The 17,697-nt window shown below is 52.3% G+C and carries 21 protein-coding genes; 17 read left to right on the top strand and 4 right to left on the bottom strand.

Annotated elements, in window-relative coordinates; genetic code table 11:
• Positions 1 to 26: 26 nt before the first annotated feature.
• A complete protein-coding gene (locus ACMYUL_RS10680; protein ID WP_003764606.1) occupies positions 27 to 515 on the bottom strand; it encodes a hypothetical protein in 489 nt (162 codons plus the stop codon).
• 111 nt (positions 516 to 626) lie between these two features.
• Between ACMYUL_RS10680 and ACMYUL_RS10675 the strand changes: the two genes are divergently transcribed.
• The 12 genes from ACMYUL_RS10675 (at position 627) to ACMYUL_RS10620 (ending at position 10,035) form a co-directional block, all read left to right on the top strand.
• Positions 627 to 1,385, top strand: coding sequence for a beta-ketoacyl synthase chain length factor (locus tag ACMYUL_RS10675; protein WP_415770462.1), 759 nt, complete (start codon positions 627 to 629; stop codon positions 1,383 to 1,385).
• Positions 1,382 to 2,140, top strand: coding sequence for a lysophospholipid acyltransferase family protein (locus tag ACMYUL_RS10670; RefSeq protein ID WP_415772955.1), 759 nt, complete (start codon positions 1,382 to 1,384; stop codon positions 2,138 to 2,140). Before ACMYUL_RS10675 ends, ACMYUL_RS10670 begins: the two co-directional genes overlap by 4 nt.
• Positions 2,137 to 2,397, top strand: coding sequence for a phosphopantetheine-binding protein (locus ACMYUL_RS10665; protein ID WP_003779133.1), 261 nt, complete (start codon positions 2,137 to 2,139; stop codon positions 2,395 to 2,397). The genes ACMYUL_RS10670 and ACMYUL_RS10665 overlap by 4 nt, the downstream gene beginning before the upstream one ends.
• A 12-nt stretch (positions 2,398 to 2,409) precedes the next feature.
• Positions 2,410 to 2,661: an acyl carrier protein gene (locus ACMYUL_RS10660; RefSeq protein WP_003685738.1), complete on the top strand. Its 252-nt coding sequence runs from the start codon at positions 2,410 to 2,412 to the stop codon at positions 2,659 to 2,661.
• Positions 2,662 to 2,733: 72 nt separating this feature from the next.
• The gene (locus ACMYUL_RS10655; RefSeq protein ID WP_415770460.1) at positions 2,734 to 3,273 is read left to right on the top strand and encodes a hypothetical protein; all 540 of its coding nucleotides are present in this window, start codon (positions 2,734 to 2,736) and stop codon (positions 3,271 to 3,273) included.
• Between the two features lie 13 nt (positions 3,274 to 3,286).
• Positions 3,287 to 3,481 carry a hypothetical protein gene (locus ACMYUL_RS10650; protein ID WP_415770458.1) on the top strand — a complete coding sequence of 65 codons (195 nt, stop codon included), beginning with the start codon at positions 3,287 to 3,289 and terminating at the stop codon, positions 3,479 to 3,481.
• Positions 3,450 to 4,283 carry a Fic family protein gene (locus ACMYUL_RS10645; RefSeq protein WP_415770456.1) on the top strand — a complete coding sequence of 278 codons (834 nt, stop codon included), beginning with the start codon at positions 3,450 to 3,452 and terminating at the stop codon, positions 4,281 to 4,283. Before ACMYUL_RS10650 ends, ACMYUL_RS10645 begins: the two co-directional genes overlap by 32 nt.
• 64 nt (positions 4,284 to 4,347) lie before the next feature.
• Complete coding sequence (locus ACMYUL_RS10640; protein ID WP_415770454.1) at positions 4,348 to 5,307, top strand: hypothetical protein; 960 nt, start codon at positions 4,348 to 4,350, stop codon at positions 5,305 to 5,307.
• 42 nt (positions 5,308 to 5,349) lie between these two features.
• The gene (locus tag ACMYUL_RS10635) at positions 5,350 to 7,107 is read left to right on the top strand and encodes an AMP-binding protein (RefSeq protein ID WP_415770452.1); all 1,758 of its coding nucleotides are present in this window, start codon (positions 5,350 to 5,352) and stop codon (positions 7,105 to 7,107) included.
• Between the two features lie 155 nt (positions 7,108 to 7,262).
• Positions 7,263 to 8,351, top strand: a complete 1,089-nt coding sequence (locus tag ACMYUL_RS10630; RefSeq protein ID WP_415770450.1) for a class I SAM-dependent methyltransferase — start codon at positions 7,263 to 7,265, stop codon at positions 8,349 to 8,351.
• A 14-nt stretch (positions 8,352 to 8,365) separates the two neighbouring features.
• Entirely contained in the window at positions 8,366 to 9,100 is a 735-nt protein-coding gene (locus ACMYUL_RS10625; protein WP_070513271.1) for a glycosyltransferase family 2 protein, read from the top strand.
• Positions 9,097 to 10,035, top strand: coding sequence for a glycosyl transferase family 2 (locus ACMYUL_RS10620; RefSeq protein WP_070513273.1), 939 nt, complete (start codon positions 9,097 to 9,099; stop codon positions 10,033 to 10,035). Before ACMYUL_RS10625 ends, ACMYUL_RS10620 begins: the two co-directional genes overlap by 4 nt.
• A 136-nt stretch (positions 10,036 to 10,171) precedes the next feature.
• Here the strand turns inward: ACMYUL_RS10620 and dut are convergent, their stop codons facing one another.
• Entirely contained in the window at positions 10,172 to 10,624 is a 453-nt protein-coding gene (gene dut / locus ACMYUL_RS10615) for a dUTP diphosphatase (RefSeq protein ID WP_342030940.1), read from the bottom strand.
• A 123-nt stretch (positions 10,625 to 10,747) separates the two neighbouring features.
• Between dut and pdxH the strand changes: the two genes are divergently transcribed.
• From pdxH to ACMYUL_RS10590, 5 genes are all read left to right on the top strand, one after another.
• Positions 10,748 to 11,380 (top strand): pyridoxamine 5'-phosphate oxidase, encoded by a 633-nt coding sequence (gene pdxH / locus ACMYUL_RS10610; protein WP_107842909.1) that lies wholly within the window; start codon positions 10,748 to 10,750, stop codon positions 11,378 to 11,380.
• A gap of 234 nt (positions 11,381 to 11,614) precedes the next feature.
• Positions 11,615 to 12,664, top strand: a complete 1,050-nt coding sequence (locus tag ACMYUL_RS10605; RefSeq protein WP_342030939.1) for a pseudouridine synthase — start codon at positions 11,615 to 11,617, stop codon at positions 12,662 to 12,664.
• A 408-nt stretch (positions 12,665 to 13,072) separates the two neighbouring features.
• The gene (locus ACMYUL_RS10600) at positions 13,073 to 14,665 is read left to right on the top strand and encodes a vWA domain-containing protein (RefSeq protein ID WP_415770446.1); all 1,593 of its coding nucleotides are present in this window, start codon (positions 13,073 to 13,075) and stop codon (positions 14,663 to 14,665) included.
• A gap of 281 nt (positions 14,666 to 14,946) precedes the next feature.
• The gene (locus ACMYUL_RS10595; RefSeq protein ID WP_070498823.1) at positions 14,947 to 15,360 is read left to right on the top strand and encodes a hypothetical protein; all 414 of its coding nucleotides are present in this window, start codon (positions 14,947 to 14,949) and stop codon (positions 15,358 to 15,360) included.
• 77 nt (positions 15,361 to 15,437) lie between these two features.
• Positions 15,438 to 16,364, top strand: a complete 927-nt coding sequence (locus ACMYUL_RS10590) for an aldose 1-epimerase (RefSeq protein WP_415770444.1) — start codon at positions 15,438 to 15,440, stop codon at positions 16,362 to 16,364.
• 83 nt (positions 16,365 to 16,447) lie between these two features.
• On the opposite strand, the gene ACMYUL_RS10585 is transcribed toward ACMYUL_RS10590, so the two are convergent.
• A complete protein-coding gene (locus tag ACMYUL_RS10585) occupies positions 16,448 to 17,344 on the bottom strand; it encodes an IS3 family transposase (RefSeq protein ID WP_415770442.1) in 897 nt (298 codons plus the stop codon).
• Entirely contained in the window at positions 17,248 to 17,598 is a 351-nt protein-coding gene (locus ACMYUL_RS10580) for a helix-turn-helix domain-containing protein (protein ID WP_415770440.1), read from the bottom strand. The genes ACMYUL_RS10585 and ACMYUL_RS10580 overlap by 97 nt, the downstream gene beginning before the upstream one ends.
• Positions 17,599 to 17,697 lie beyond the last annotated feature (99 nt).

Below are 17,697 nucleotides of genomic sequence, written 5' to 3'. Positions count from 1 at the left end.
CATCATCTGGACAGAGAAGGCTGTTTTCAGACGACCTTTCCGTCTTTCGGACTGTACACGTTCAACGAGGCTTTTGCCACCAGTCCGTCCGCAGGCAGCTTGGCGCGGGCATCTTCAGGCGCATCTGTCCAATGCAGTTCGCAATCGAATACGCCCATGCCGCCCGGGTCCTGTATCGACAGATTGGCGACCACCTTCATCTGCGTTCCGACGGGCAGGCTATCGGCAAACAATTCCAGCTTGCGCGTTCCCAATAAAAAGCCAAGCCGCACCGGCTCACCCGCTTCCAAAGCCTGTATACCTGCAAACGCGCCTATGCCCTGCGCCATGATTTCCATCAGCGATGTCACCGGCAATGCCCCGTCAACCAACAAAATGTGTTTTTCCCCCACAGCGGCTTGGGCGCAAACGTGTTTCGGACTGTATTCCGTCACACAATCGAGCAACACCATATGGCCGCTGTGTGGCAATAAAGAAGCAACATCGTGAATGGGGCAAATTAAATTTACAGTCATAAAGGTCGTCTGAAAACAGAATACGTTAGAATAGCGCGATTATATCAGACCCTAGAATGTGTTAAGCTATTTCGTTAAAATACATCACAATGTAAACTTTTGAAAACCATCATGTCATCCAACATTTGCCGTTTTTCTTTCAATATCGCCGCTTGGCACGCCTCAAGCAGTAAAATCGCCACGCCCGAACAATGGCGGCAATGGGCATCAGGCGCATTAGACGCCGACGGGCTGCCCGACCACAAACCCGCGCTTGCCTTCCTGCCCGCCCTGCAGCGCCGCCGTTTGGGCAAAGCCGCGCGCCTGATTTGCGACGCCTCGTGGGAATTGGCGGAACAATACCCCGGCAGCCCGTTGGTTTACGCCTCGCATGACGGAGAAATCAACCGCAGTTTCGAATTATGGCTGGGACTGTTGCAAACCGACAGCGTTTCACCGACCTCCTTCGGACTGTCCGTCCACAACGCTCCCGCCGGACAATGGTCCATGCTGCGCGGCGACATGAGCGAACACACCGCCCTCGCCGCCGGCAGCGACAATTTCGAAACCACTTTGGCAGAAGCCTATGCCCTGCTGCAAGACGGCGCACCATCCGTATTGGTCTTAATCGCCGACGACCCTTTGTCCGACGACTACCCCGTCCACGCCACACGCGCCCCGTTTGCCTACGCCCTGTCGCTTGTATTGACGCAGGGAGACGGCTACACGCTCAGTCTCGATGTCGACGACACGTCGTCTGAAAACCCGTCCGACCTGCTGTCAGCCGATTACTGGGGCGCGCTCGACTGGGTCCGTTTCTTACTTTCAGACGACCTTTCGGCAGAGTGGCAACATGAAAAACGCCGATGGACATGGTGCAAAAAACCATGAAAACCCTAGACTACTGCCGCCGTTTCTTTGCCACCCTGTTCGGCTTCATCCTCTTCGGCGTTGCAGGCGTATTGTTCAAAATCGCGCTTTTGCCCTACACGCTCAAATCCACCAAAGGCGACATCAAACGCCAGCTTGAAGCGCGGCGCATGATAGGGAAAGTCTGGCGCTTTTTCGTCGGCTATCTGCAATGGTCGGGCGTATTGAGCGTCCACTTCAACGGCTTGGAAAAACTCGGCAGGCCGGGGCAGCTCGTCCTCGCCAACCATCCCTCGCTGCTGGATGTCGTCTTGATGGTCAGCCACTTTCCCGACCCGAACGTGCTGGTCAAAAAAGACCTGTTGAACAACCCCAGCATGAAAAGCCAGATTATCGCTTCCGGCTACATCCCCAACGACGAAAGCATGGAAATGTTGGAAGAAATCGACGCCGTGTTCAAAAGCGGGCAAAGTATGCTGATTTTCCCCGAAGGCACGCGCACAGGCTGGGACGGACAGGTTAAAATGCACCGTGGCGCGGTATCGCTCGGTTTGCGCAGCGCATCGGTCATCACCCCCGTGTGCATCAAAATGACGCCGCCCAATTTCAAAAAAGACCAGCCTTGGTACAAAATACCGCCGCACAAAATCCACTATGAAATCACCGTCGGCGACGACATCCTGCCCGAAGAATGGCTGGCGGAAAAACCCCTACCCATCGCCGCAAGGCGTTTAAACGAATACCTTCAAGACTATTTCACAAGGAAAACCACATGAATAACTTAGAAAACCAAATCAAAGAATTAATCATCGACAGCTTGGGGCTGGAAGACATCACCGCCGCCGACATCGGCAGCGAAGACCCGCTCTTCGGCGACGAAGGCTTGGGGCTGGATTCCGTCGACGCGCTGGAACTCGGTTTGGCAGTGCAAAAAACCTTCGGCTTCCAGCTCGACGGCGAAAACGACAACCTGCGCGAAAACTTCGCCAACGTCAAAACACTGGCAGAATTCGTCAAAAGCCGTCAAGCATAAAGGAGAAGCGATATGACCGAACAAGAAGTACGCACCCTTCTGACCGATGCACTGGTTAATCTGTTTGAAATCGAACCCGAACGCATCAAACCCGAGACCAACCTCTACGAAGATTTGGAAATCGACAGCATCGACGCCATCGACCTCATCGACCACATCAAACGCGAAACCGGCCGCAAACTGCAAGCCGAAGACTTCCGCAACGTGCGCACCGTAGAAGATGTGGTTCAGGCGGTTTTGAAAGTACAGGCGCAAGATTCCTGATTCTGATTTAAACCGGCATATTTTCAGACGGCCTTGTCAATCGGCAAGGTCGTCTGAACATCAATAACAACCATGAAAATATTAGGAAAACTCCTACTGACCCTCGCCAGCATCGCCTACCCGCTCCTATGGTATTACGGCAGGGAAAACGGCGCATTTTTTTGGCTTGCCGCCGCCATGTGCGTCCTGTGGCTGATACGCGCCGCCATGCCGCAAACCACAGCCCAACGCATTACGGCGATTATCCTTGCCGCCTTTTTCGCCGCCGTACTGATTTTCAGACGACCCGACTCGATGTATTGGTATCCCGTCGCCGTCAACGCGCTGATGCTTGCCGTTTTCGGCAGCAGCCTGTTTGCCAAACAAACCGTCATCGAACGCCTCGCCCGACTGCAACACCCCGACCTGCCGCCCGAAGGCGTGCGCCACACCCGCCGCGTTACGCAAATCTGGTGCGGCTTCTTCATCTTCAACGGCGCAACCGCCGCCATTCTGGCAGGCTTGCAATATTATGACTGGTGGGCGGCTTATACCGGCATCGTGTCGTATGTGTTGATGGGACTTTTGTTTGCCGGAGAGTGGGTGTATCGGAAAGCCGTATTGAAAGTATAGGACATACCAACTGATGAAACCGCCGTTTCAAATGACCAACCGCATCTTGAACAATATGGTCGAAATCTCACGGCTTGCAGGCAGCCTGCAATGGCAATACGAACGCAATCTGCACCTGCGTAAGGAAAACCGTATCCGTTTGATCCAATCTTCTCTGGCAATTGAAAACAACTCTATTGACTGTAGAGCAAGTAACCGACTTGGTTAACGGCAAACGCGTTTTGGGCGACCCGAAAGAAATCCGCGAAGTACAAAACGCTTACGAAGCTTACGAAGAAATTATGGGCTACAACCCATATGCCGTCCGCGATTTTCTCAAAGCGCACAAACTGCTGACAAAAGGCTTGGTTCGCCTGTCGGGACGCTTCCGCAGCAAAGATGTCGGCGTTTTCGCATCAGACGGTTTGCTGCTCCACATGGGAGTGCGTCCCGAACTGATACCCGACCTGATGAAAGCATTGTTCAGGTGGGCAAAAACCGACGATACCCCGCTTTTGGTCAAAAGCATGGTCGTCCATTATGAAATCGAAATCATCCACCCTTTTGAAGACGGCAACGGGCGCATGGGCAGATTGTGGCAAAGCGTACTGCTCAGCCGCTGGAATCCGCTGTTTGCATGGCTGCCGGTCGAAACCATCGTTTACCGCAACCAGCCCGGCTATTACCGCGTACTTGCAGAAGCAGACCGCGCCAACAACTCCACCGTCTTTATCGAATTTATGCTGGACATGATTTTAGAAACGCTGCAAACCTACCGCACCGATGGAATAAGCGATAAAATCAGCGGTAAAACAAGCGGTAAAAAACAGGCAATCTACGACCTCATCCTCCACCACCTGCAAACCCATGCCCATATTTCCAACAGTCAGCTTCAAATGCTGACCGGCAAATCTCCTGCTACCGTACGCAAATATCTTGCGGATTTGGTATCCGAAGGGTTGCTGGAAGCCGAAGGGGAAAACAAGCAGCGTGTTTACAGGTTGAGTGGAAAGAAAAAAACGCAGGATTGAATATTTTTTAATTTGTAGTTATCAGAAATAGATTTTTATTATTCATATACTAAGTACTTTCAAAATGAACTCTAATAAAAACTCTCCCGCTTATTTTGATTATATTGCTAATTCCTTATCTATTATTTTTAAGTTAAGCCTTTTAATTGGAGGAACTTCTTCTATTTTATATTTCATTAAAATTGGACATATACCATCTAATCTATCGCTAGGAGATGGCTTATTATTTCTTCTTGTTTCAGCCTGTATTACTATAATTTATGTCGTTTTTGCCGTATTGAGCACTTCATTTGGAATAGTATTGACACAGTTAATTAATTATTTTTTTGGAAGTTATACTAAAAAAATAATTAAGATTTATAATATTCATCGAATAAAAAAAGGAAAAAAGGGGTATAAATCATATTACAAACTAGCCAAAATTGAATCTCCTGTATTACCTTTCTCCATAATTTATTTAATTATACTCATAATAACTTACGAAGTTAGCCAAGACATTTATATAATTATAACACTTGTTTTAATGTCCATTGCTCAATGCATATTTTACTCTATGTGGAACGATTCCCAGAGACAATTCAGTTATATAGAAAATAACATTTTGATTAAAAATTACAAAGCAGATGGAATTAAATATCCACTTCTACAAAAAAATTCATCCAAACAAAATATACAGAAATTACATATGTTTATTCCAGTATTTATTATTATATTGCCTATCTTGATAGGGAATTTTCCAATGTCTGGATTCTTACTGGATTCATCCATGAGATTAGCTAAAATTAGGTTAGAGAAACCTTCAGCTATATATATTAAAAAACCATATTCCAACATTCTGCCCAAATCACTTATACTAAAAAAAGAAAATCAACTTAATGATTTTACTGCATTTACCAATATCAAAATTCTTTTCAGAGGCTTTGGCACAACAACTATTATTTCTTTTCAAGAAGGAGAGTCGGAAAAAAGAATCGGGATTCCGAACGAAGATTTAATCATCGAGACTGAAGAAAAAAATAAGTAGTTGAAATCTTTAAAATCAATACAAAATTACGATGAGATTATTATGCTACCTCTGATAAGTATCCTCTCCCCCACTCTACCCCAACAAGACCTTATCGCTACCCATCCAAATTGGACGCGCGCTGATTTCAACCGTGCGGTTTTCCGGCTGTCAGGTCGTCTGAAAACGGCAAACGTGCAAACTGCCGCGTTGTGGTTTGACGATGCTGCGCTGTTTGCCTGCGCCGTGCTGGCGGTGTGGCATTCGGGCGGGCGGGTGTTGCTGCTGCCGAATCTGGCGCGGGACAATTTGGACTGGGTGCGGACGGCGGATGTGTTTTTGACGGATTCCGAAGATTTGCAAAGCAAGTTGGGCAGTCAAACCGAACAACGCGATGAATCCGGACAGCCGTTGGATGTGCAATCCAACCCACCCGTATGGCACCTGCCCGATTTGCTTGCACACACGTCGCCTGAAAACCCGATGCCCGCCCCTGAAAACCATCTGATTCCCGACTTTGCCGAGGCGTGGCTGAAAACGTCGGGTTCCAGCGGCGAGGCGCAGGTGATTGTGAAAACCGCCGCACAGATGCAGGCGGAAGCCTTGATGTTGGCGGACGCGCTGCCATTCGGACGCGGCGAGGAAACGGTTATCGGCAGCGTCATTCCGCAACACCTTTACGGCTTCACTTTCCGTTTCGCGCTTGCGCTGACAATGGGCTGGCCTATGGAACGGCGGCAGGCGGTTTATCCGGAAAACCTGCTCGCCAGTACGGCGGCGCATGAAAAAGTGGTGTGGATTGCCAGTCCGGCGGTGCTCAACCGCTTGGGCGAAAACCGCAACTGGCAGAGCATCGGCCATAAAATCGCGGGCATCGTGTCGGCGGGCGGCGCGCTGCCCGAAGCCACGGCGGATTTGCTGCAACAGGCTGCCGTCCGCCCGTTTGAAGTGTACGGCAGCACCGAAACCGGCGTGATTGCGTCGCGTCGGAAAAGCCGCGCATGGCGGCCGTTTGCCGGTGTGGAAATCGGGCAGAACGAAGAAGGCGCATTGTGGGCATCTTCGCCGTGGTCGCCCGAACGCCGCCAGACCGCCGATTTAATCGAGCCGCAATACGACGGTTTCCTGCTGCTCGGCCGCCAAGACCGCATCATCAAATTCGAGGACAAACGCGTGTCGCTGACCCAAATCGAACACGAACTTTTACGGCATCCGTGGATCGCCGACGCCCATTGCGGCCGCCATCCGCAACATCAGCGCATCGCCATATGGGCGGCGTTGAACGCGGACGGTATCGCCGCCCTGCGCGACCAAGGCCGAGCCGCCGTCGCTGACGCGCTCAAACGCCACCTTGCCGCCACGCAAGACACCATCGCCCTGCCCCGTTACTGGCGTTTCGCCGACAGCCTGCCGCGCAACGCTCAGGCAAAAATCGCCGCCGCCGATTTTCAGACGGCCTTTACCGTCGCCCAAACATCGCCCGTTTGGTCAAAAACATCAGCTGAAGAAGAAACCGCCGCCGAAAGCTTCATCGGCCGCGTGCCGCTTGATTTGGTCTATTTCGGCGGCCATTTCGCCACCTTCCCGCTCGTACCCGGCGTCGTCGAGCTGCAATGGGTGCGCGATCTGGCGGCGCGTCATCCGTGGGGCAGGCAGCGCGTCGTCCGTGTGGAAAACCTGAAATACCAGCAGTTCGTCCGTCCGCATGACGAAGTGTCGGTGGAGCTGAAATACGATGAAGCCAAAAACAAATTGAGCTTTAAAGTCAGCAACGGCGACAATCCGTGCGCATCGGGGCGGATTGTGTTCGAGGTCGTCTGAAAATGCTTTTTTAGGTTCCGCCCTCTCCTGCGGGAAGAGGAAAACCTGCAAATCAGGGATAATCCCGCTCAAAAATATGCGGCCTCGGCATGACCCGTTTTTTAAATAGCCGCAAACCTAATAACAACCCATAATCAAATGAAAAGATAGAAAATATGCACCTTTTTCCAGCACTAGAACAACGTTATTCCGAAGAACACCAGTCCGCAGGCGAAGCGCAGCGTTTGGCGCAGGAAATCGCCTTTGCGCCGATTGTGTTCCAAGTATCCCGCCTGATGGTGAAATTCGGCATTTTGGATTTGCTGAACGACCATTCAGACGGCCTTACTCAAGCCGAAATCGCCGAGAAAGCCCAAATCAGCGGTTACGCCGCGCAAGTGCTGCTGGAAGCCTCGCTCTCCATCGGCACGGTACATACCCGCGACAACCGCTATTTCATCAGCAAAGCAGGCTGGTTTTTACTAAAAGACAAAATGGCGCGTGTGAACATGGATTTCACGCAGGAAATCTGTTACCAAGGTATGTTTGACTTGGAAAAAACCCTGCAAACGGGCAAACCCGAAGGGCTGAAAGTTTTCGGCAGCTGGCCGACGATTTACGAAGGCTTGTCGTCGCTGCCGAGCGTCGCGCAGGAAAAATGGTTTGCCTTCGACCACTATTATTCCGACAATTCCTTTGCCGAAGCCTTGAAAACCGTGTTCGCCAAACCGGTTAAAAAACTGCTCGACGTCGGCGGCAACACCGGCCGCTGGGCGGAACAATGCGTCGGCTACAACGCCGAAGTCGAAGTCACCATCATGGATTTGCCGCAACAAATCGCCCTGATGCGCGAAGCGACTAAAGGCAAAACCGGCGCGGAACGCATCCATGCCCACCCTGCCAACCTGCTCGACCCCGAAGTCCCCTTCCCGACAGGTTTCGACGCGATTTGGATGAGCCAGTTTTTAGACTGCTTCAGCGAAGAACAAGTCACCTGCATCCTGCGCCGCGCCGCCGCTTCCATGGGCAGCCACACCAGCCTCTACATCATGGAACCCTGCTGGGACAGGCAGCAATACGAAACCGCCGCCTACTGCCTGACCATGACCAGCCTGTATTTCACCGCCATGGCAAACGGCAACAGCAAAATCTTCTATTCCGAAGACCTGATACGCTGCGTTGAAAACGCCGGATTGAAAGTGGCGGAAATTTCAGACGGCATCGGACGCGGACACAGCATCTTGCGCTGCGAGAAGGTCGTCTGAAAAACGGTATTCCCATGAAAACCCTAGTGTTAATCCCCCACTACAACCACCCCGCCGCCATCGCCCGCGTCGCACAGACCATGCACGGCTTCGGTTTGGACGTATTGATTGTGGACGACGGTTCGCGCGAAGAATGCAAACCCGTATTGCAGGCATTGGTTTCAGACGGCATCCGCGTCCTTTACCGTCCCATCAACGGCGGCAAAGGCGCGGCAGTCAAAACCGGTTTGAAATACGCTGAAGAAAACGGCTTCAGCCATGTTTTGCAGGTTGATGCCGACGGGCAGCACCATCTGGACGACACGCCCAAACTCTTGGCGGCGGCGGAACAAAACCCCGAAGCCGTCGTCTGCGGCTGGCCGCAATACGGCGGCGACGCGCCTAAAGCGCGGCTGTACGGGCGCAAGATTACCGACTTCTGGAACATGCTGCACACTTGGTCTTGCGACATCAAAGACGGCATGTGCGGCTTCCGCCTGTACCCGCTCGCCCCCGCGCTTTCGGTCGTCCGCGAAGAAACCGTGGGCGACCGCATGGATTTCGACACGGAAATCCTCATCCGCCTGTACTGGCGCGGCGTCAAGCTGGTTTGGATTAAAACGCCCGTGCAATACGCCGCCGACGGCGTGTCCCATTTCAACGCCTTCGCCGACAACGTGCGCATCAGCAAAATGCACACGCGGCTGTTTTTAGGAATGTTGCGGCGGCGTGTGGACGCTCTATTTGGGAAAGGTCGTCTGAAACCATGACCGACAACACGCAAAACCATTGGGCGGCGCAGCCCGAACGCGGCAGCCGCCTGTTTCTCGCCCTGACCACGCTGATGGTGCGCTATCTGCCTGCCTTCCTGATGAGACCGTGCATCTGGTTTGTGGTACTGTATTTCTACGCCACCGCACCCAAACCGCGCCGCCATATCCTGCGGTATCAAACCCGTCTTCAGACGACCTTTCCCGATACCGTTTTGCCGAAACACAGCGTATTCAAACAATTTATCGCATTCGGTGAGGCAATATGTGACCGTTTTGCCGTGTGGCAGCGCAAAATCCGTTATGAAGATTTGGTACTCGAAGACCCGGACGGCGTTTATACGCAAGTGAGCAATTCGGTACGCGGGCAGATTTTCGCCTGCTCCCACTTGGGCAACACCGAAGTCTGCCGCGCGCTGGTGTCGCACCATAAAGGCTTCAGGCTCAATGTGTTGGTACACAGCAAACACGCGCAGGCGTTCAACGAAGCCTTGCAAAAAGCGGGCGCGGAACACATCCGCCTGATTCAGGTTACGGATTTGGATCCCACTCTGATGATGGAACTGAACCGCCGCATCGAAGACGGCGAATGGATAGCCATTGCCGCCGACCGCGTACCCGTTCGCGGCGAGAAAACCGCCGACATCAACTTTCTAGGCCATACCGCCCCCATGCCGCAAGGCGCATGGCTCTTGGCGGCGCTCTTAAAAACACAGGTGAACACGCTGTTTTGCGTCAAACAAAACGGCCGCTACCATTTGAAACTACGCCGCTTCACCGACACTTCCGAGTGGAAACGCGGCAACCGCGAAGCCGCCGTTACCGCCGCCATGCAGGGCTTCGCCGATATCTTGGCGCAAGAATGCGCGCAAAATCCGCTGCAATGGTTTAATTTCTATGATTTTTGGAACGAGGAAGAAGAAAAGGTCGTCTGAATCCTGAACCTCCCCTAAATCTCGGGCATTCAATAAGAGCCTATTCAGGCGCTCCGTGTAGGCCGGGTTCTGCGAACAACGCGGTTATTCTCTACACAACTCAAATTCAGACGACCTTTGTATGTGAACAGGCGGTTTACGCCTTGCCCGTGCTGCCGAAGCCGCCTTCACCGCGTTCGCTGGCGGCAAATTCGTCCACGACTTTAAACGATGCTTGGACGACGGGGACAATCACCATTTGCGCGATGCGTTCCATCGGTTCGATGGTGAACGCTTCTTTACCCCTGTTCCACACGGAGACTTTGAGTTCGCCCTGATAGTCCGAGTCGATCAGTCCGACCAAGTTGCCCAAGACGATGCCGTGTTTGTGTCCCAGACCGGAACGCGGCAGCAAAACGGCGGCGTAGTCGGGATTGGCAAGATGCACCGCCAGACCGGTCGGAACGAGATAGGTGTCGCCCGGTTGCAGGGTCACGGCTTCGTCCAAATAGGCGTGCAGGTCGAGTCCGGCGGAACCGGGCGTGGCGTAGGCGGGCAGTTTGTCCGCCATTTTCGGATTGAGGATTTTCAGTTCGACTTCGGTTTGCATGATTTTTTTCCGTTTTATTTGATTTGACGCGGATTATACACATATTCCCCCGCCCTATCGTTGGAGTCGTCTGAAAAAACGGGGTATGATTCATTCAAATAAACGTGAATATCGGAGGACATCATGGATTTGCACAATATCCGCGAAGATTACAGCAAGCGCGAACTGTCGGAATCGGAATGCCGTGCCGACCCGATTGTCCAGTTCGAGCAATGGCTGAACGAGGCAATTCATTCGCAAGTCAACGAGCCGACCGCCGTCAACGTCGCCTCTGTGGGCGAAGACGGCAGGCCGAACAGCCGTATGGTGCTGCTGAAAGAAGTCAATCCGCAGGGATTTGTGTTTTTCAGCAATTACTTAAGCCGCAAAGGACGCTCGTTTGACGCGCATCCGTTTGCCGCCATGACGTTTTTCTGGCCGGAGCTGGAGCGTCAGGTGCGCGTTGAAGGGCGCATCGAAAAACTGGATGCCGCCGCATCGGACGAATATTTCGACAGCCGCCCCTACACCAGCCGCATCGGCGCATGGGCAAGCGCGCAGAGCGAAGTATTGTCGAGCAAGGCGGCATTGGTCGCCAAAGCTGCTGCCGTAGGTGTAAAACACCCGCTGCACGTCCCCCGTCCGCCGCATTGGGGCGGCTATCTCGTCATCCCAGACCGCATCGAATTCTGGCAGGGCCGCCCCAGCCGCCTGCACGACCGCATCCAATACCGCTTGGTTGACGGCAACTGGATACGCGAGCGGCTGTCGCCTTAAACTTTCCACAGCTTCAAGCCGATAGGGTAAAATCCCGACTCCAGCAAAAGGTCGTCTGAAATATAAAAACGTTTTAGCAAAACTCGTTTCATTCGTTTTCAGGCGGCCTTTTATCCGTAACTTATCCTGCCGCCACCGCCGCAGAAGAACCGTTTTCCGCAGCGGGTTGAATTTGACTTGCCTTGTCCTGCTTCAAATTCAACCCGCTGCCATCAAACGCGTTAGGAGAACCCCATGTCCAAGCAACCCACCAGCAAACGCCAATGGCGCGACGGCGCAGCCCCGTCTGCCAAGAAAACCGCCAAACCTTTCAAAAGCAAAGCCCGTCCCAAAGACGAAACGCGCAAAACCGCTTCCAAACCTTACGGACAAAAAGTTTCAGACGACCTCAAGCCGCAAAACGCCCCCAAACAGCGCGCCGCCAAAGCCAGAAAACTCGTCGTCCGCAATCCCAACCAAAAAATCATGGAACACGCGCGCGATTTGAAAGAACGCCGCAGCGACTTGTCGCGCATGGAACCCGAACGCCTGCAAAAAGTGCTTGCCGCGTCCGGCGTCGGCTCACGCCGCGAAATGGAAGAATGGATTAACAACGGCTGGGTAACGGTCAACGGCAAAACCGCGCAACTGGGCGACAAAGTCACCCCCGACGACCACGTTACCGTCAAAGGCAGCATCATCAAACTCAAATGGGCGGACCGCCTGCCGCGTATCATCCTGTATTATAAACAAGAAGGCGAAATCGTTTCCCGCGACGACCCGCAAGGCCGCGTCAGCATCTTCGACCGCCTGCCGCAGGCCGCCAGCAGCCGCTGGGTCGCCATCGGACGCTTGGACATCAACACCAGCGGCCTGCTCATCCTGACCACCTCCGGCGAACTCGTCCAACGTTTCGCCCACCCCAGCTTCGAAGTCGAACGCGAATACGCCGTGCGCGTACTGGGCGGGCTGACCACCGAACAAATGCGCAGCCTCACCGAAGAAGGCGTGATGCTCGAAGACGGCTTGGCAAAAGTCGAACGCATCTACGAACAAGGCGGCGAAGGCGCGAACAAATGGTACAACGTCGTGATTAAAGAAGGCCGCAACCGCGAAGTGCGCCGCATATTCGAAAGCCAAGGCCTCACCGTCAGCCGCCTCGTGCGCGTCGGCTTCGGCCCCATCGGCCTGCCCAACCGCCTCAAACGCGGACAGTTCTACGAACTCAACCCCGCCGAAGTCGCCAACATCATCAAATGGGCGGACATGCTGCTGCCGGGCGAACGTCGCCGGAAGAAAAGTTAATGTAAGATAAATCAGGGCTGAGACCTTTACAAAATCGTCTCAGCCCGACAAAATCTTGCCCAAGTCATAAACATAGTGGGTTAAGTTTAGACCAGTACCGCGTTGCTCCGCCTTGTCCTGATTTAAACTTAACCCACTCTTCACACATTATAGTGGATTAAATTTAAATCAGGACAAGGCGACGAAGCCGCAGACAGTACAAATAGTACGGAACCGATTCACTTGGTGCTTCAGCACCTTAGAGAATCGTTCTCTTTGAGCTAAGGCGAGGTAACGCCGTACTGGTTTAAATTTAATCCACTATAAAATCCAAATAAAAAGTGACCCTGCGCTATCGTTGAATCTGCCAATACACTGCTATCAATACTTTTAACAATCAGCATGTGATATTTCTATGGAGCTTAAATCATGTCGCGTTTTTTTCTAAAAACCGTTTCCATACTCACGTTAGCAGCGTTGGCAGCGTGTTCCGGTTCACACGAACACTCAAGTTCTTCACCTGACAGTCTTCAGAGTCCACACAACGCAGCATTGTCTACTGCCGCCGTTGCTGAAGAAAATCTGTCTCTTGCAGAAAACACCGAACGCTACCAAGACCAACCCGACCAACCGGTCAAATCCGTTGCCCAAGAGCCTGTATCCACATTCAGCATCGATGTCGATACCGGAAGCTACGCCAACGTCCGCCGTTTCCTGACCAACGGCGAACAGCCGCCCAAAGACGCCGTGCGGATTGAAGAAATCGTCAATTATTTCCCCTACAACTACCCGCTTCCTACCGACGAGCATCCTTTCGCCGTTCACACTGAAACCATTGATTCTCCATGGCAACCGGAAGCCAAGTTGATCAAAATCGGTATCCAAGCACAAGACACCGCAAAGAAAGACCTGCCTCCTGCCAACCTCGTTTTCCTTGTGGACGTATCCGGCAGTATGGATGCAGAAAACAAACTTCCGCTGGTTCAAGAAACCCTGCGCATCCTAACCCGACAACTGCGCCCGCAAGACAAAGTGACCCTGATTACCTATGCGTCTGGCGAAGATCTGGTACTCCCGCCCACATCAGGTGCAGATAAAGAAACCATCCTAAACGCCATTGACAAACTGCGTGCGGGCGGCGCGACAGACGGCGAATCCGCACTGCAAATGGCTTACGAGCAAGCACAAAAAGCCTTCGTACCCAACGGCATCAACCGCATCCTACTGGCAACCGACGGCGACTTTAACGTCGGCGTATCCGACACCGAAACCCTCAAATCCATGGTTGCCGAAAAACGCAAAAGCGGCGTTTCACTCAGCACTTTAGGCTTCGGCATGGGCAACTACAACGAAGACATGATGGAACAAATCGCCGATGCGGGCGACGGCAATTACAGCTACATCGACAACGAAAAAGAAGCGAAAAAAGTCCTGCAACAGCAGCTGACCTCCACACTCGCAACCGTAGCGCAGGATGTCAAAATCCAAGTCGAATTCAACCCCGCCACCGTCAAAGAATACCGCCTGGTCGGCTATACAAACCGCACCCTGCGCAATGAAGACTTCAACAATGACAAAGTCGATGCAGGCGACATCGGCTCGGGCCACAGCGTGACCGCCATCTATGAAATCATTCCGCAGGGCAAACAAGGCTGGCTTGAAGAATCACGCTATCAAAAAACCCCTGCCGCCAAAGGCAGCAAAAACGAATACGCCTTTGTTAAAGTGCGCTACAAACTGCCCGGACAAAAAGACAGCCAGCTGATGCAGCAAGCCGTCCCCGTCGGCAGCAAACCGCTTGACCAAGCCGACAAAGACACCCTGCTCGCCCTTGCCGCCGCCTCCTACGCCCAAGCCCTGCGCGGCGGCGAATACAACGGCAAACTCAACTGGAACGACATCGAAAACATGGTACAAAAAGTCCAAGGCGATGATCCATTCGGTCTGAAATCAGAGTTTCTCCAACTGGTGCGCACCGCCGCAGGACAAGGAGGAACATCAGGTCCTTTAGTTAAAGAGTAAAATCTCAAAAAGGTCGTCTGAAACGGCTGCATCAATCGAATACTGAACGCTCAGAAGAACTTGTTCAGGCAGTCCGCATAAGCTGGGTTCTGTACACCACAGGACTCAGCTTATTCATTTTCAGAATACATCGTTCATGGCGACAAAATTTATATAGATAACAGGATGAAATCGGTTTGTTGAATGCATCAGCTATGTTTTCATTCCTCAGATAATTTGGCATAAATTTGTGATTTCCAGGATAATGCCATACGTTTTCATATCAATAAAAAGGGAAAATTATGTTTGGTTTCATAAAACGGAAATTTCGGGAAGCCTTTATTGATCCCATTTCTAACAGCATTCAGGAAAAACAAGAACAATTGGCAAAAACCGCCTCGGAATACGCAGCGCCAAGTGCGTTTTATCTGCTTGCAGCGATTACAGGAGGAGCAGCAACCGTTTTAATTTTACTCAGCCTTTCTCTATATATCGGGCAGCTTTTAGGCAGCTATCTATACGGTCTGTTTATCTTTACCTCATTTTTTATCTTATTATTTTTATTTATATGGGCGATGCGTTCCCGCATTGAAACAGCAGTAAAGAACACCGTATTCGATCTTTTGAAACCGTCAACCGCAGCAGATATCGAGATTCCCGTGGTAGAAGTGGAAGTTTTGGAAGAATCGGAAGTCAAGCTTTTAGAAAAGCGTTAAAATCTAAAAAGGTCGTCTGAAAACTTTTCAGACGACCTTTTATACACCCTGCCCCAACCCCAATCAGGAGCTGCTTCATGTTCACACTCAAAACCGACAACGACCGCCTGCTGCTCGCCTCCCCCGATTTGCGCGCGGAAATTTATCTTTACGGCGGGCTGCTCAACCGCTACGAAATCCGCCGCCCCGACGGCACATGGTTCAACATCGTCAAAGCCTACGACACCCCGCAACACGCCCGCGAGAGCCTGACCGAATGGTTCCGCAGCGGCAAACTCAACCCGTACGCCTGCCGCCTGCGCCACGGCAAATACAGCTTTGACGGCAAAGCCTATCAGTGCGGCAAATTCAAACTCGCCGAACACGCGGCACACGGTTTGATGTATGACCGCGAGTTTGCCCTCATCAACAGCCATGCCGACGACCAATCCGCCGAAGTCGAAATCCGCGCAGATTACGCACAAGACGACAGCGGCTACCCCTTCCCCTTCAGCCTGACCGTCCGCTACCGCCTCAGTGCAGACGGCTTAAGCATCCGCTCCACCGTACACAACCAAGGCACAACCGCCATGCCGCTCGCAGACGGCTGGCACCCCTATTTCACGCTCGGCGGCAAAGCCGACGATTGGTCGCTGGAAATCGACAGCAGCAAACGCTTGGGCTTCGATGCCGATTTGGTTCCTGACGGCAGCATCATCGACGATACCCGTTTTCAGACGACCTCAAGCCTGACAGGCATCGAATTGGACAACAGCTTTGTCTTGGCACGCAGCAAACCCGCCGCCTGCACACTTTCAGGCAACGGACTGACCCTGAGCATTTACCCTGACACATCCTATCCCTACCTGCAAATCTTCACCCCGCCGACCCGCGACTCCATCGCCATCGAAAACCTCAGCGGCGCACCCGACTGTTTCAACAACGGCTTAGGGTTAATCAAGCTGGACACGGGAGAAGAAGCCGCATTTGAAACGCGCTACCATATAGCAGCCAACCGTCCGTAAACAACCCGAATCTTCACCGGCAAAGCAAAGGTCGTCTGAAAACTGAACTGGCCCCCAAATCTTGGACACTCATAAAAGCCTATTCAGGCGCTCTGTGTAAGCTGGGTTCTGTATGCGACAGGACTCAGCTTTTTCAATTTCAAACTGCAACGCTCGCGGTTGTAGTAATCCATATAGTCATCTATCTGTTTCATCAATTCGTCCACCGTCAATTTACCTGCGTTATAGAAACACTCCGTCTTCAACACCGCAAAGAAACTCTCCATCGGCGCATTGTCCCAACAGTTCGCCTTACGCGACATGCTTTGAACCATGGAATGCTCCGCAAGCAATTCCCTATATCCCGCCGTACGGTACAGCACGCCTTGGTCCGAATGAAGCATCGTTCCTTCGCCGGTCAGCCGGGGTGCGGCTTTTTCGAGCATTTCCTTCACCATTTCGCTGTTAGCATTGCGGCTCATGGCGTAGGCGACGATTTCTCGGTTGAACAGGTCCAAGATTGGCGAGAGGTACAGTTTGCCGTCCTTTCCTTTGAGTTCGGTCACGTCGGTCAGCCATTTCTCGTTGGGCTTTTCGGCTGTGAATAGGCGTTTGAGGAGGTGTTCCGATATCTCGCCCATGGCGGGATGGCGGTAGGCTTTTTTCGCCCGTATGAGGGCTTTCAGTTCCAACTGCTTCATCAACCGCGCTGCTTTTTTGCGGTTCCAATCCAATGCTGCGGCAATGCGCCTTTGTCCGTAGCGTCCTTTATGCCGTTTGTAGGTTTCGACAAGGAGGGCTTTGTCGGCCTCGTCGGGATCGGGTCGATCTTGGTGATGGTAGTAAAAGCTGCTTTTGGGCAGGTGTGCGATGTGCAGCAGGTATTTGAGCGGGTGTTGCGCCCTCAGTGTTTGGACGGTTTGGCTTTGTCCTTTTCGGTCCGCTTTTGGCTGAGGGCTTTTAACTCCTTTAGGTAGGCGACCTCTGCGCGCATATAGCACAACTCTTCGATAAGTTCTGCCTGTGTTTTTTCTTGGTCGGGTTTGTCGGCGATGAAGGGGTTTTTGCGGTGGTCGGTCATGGTTTTGGATTGGGGATGTTCGAGTGCGCCGATGCCGCCTTCTTGATAGGCACGTATCCATCGTCGCAGGTGGGTTCGGGAGATGCCGTAATGATCTGCAGTACGCTGTTGGCTGCGTATGTGCAGGTAGTGGAGTACGGCTTGGTATTTGAAGTGTAATGTATATTTGGTCATAAAAAAACTGCACCTTGTGAGTTGGAGGGGATGTGTCCAACTTTTGGGGTGCAGTTCAAACGCCCAATCAGGTTTTCAGACGACCTTTTAATCAATTGA

Origin of the sequence: Neisseria sp. CP9 (assembly GCF_047758525.1) — a bacterium.
In the GTDB taxonomy this organism is placed as follows: domain Bacteria; phylum Pseudomonadota; class Gammaproteobacteria; order Burkholderiales; family Neisseriaceae; genus Neisseria.
Note: the sequence above shows the minus strand (reverse complement) of the source record. Positions and strands in the feature narration are given on the sequence as shown.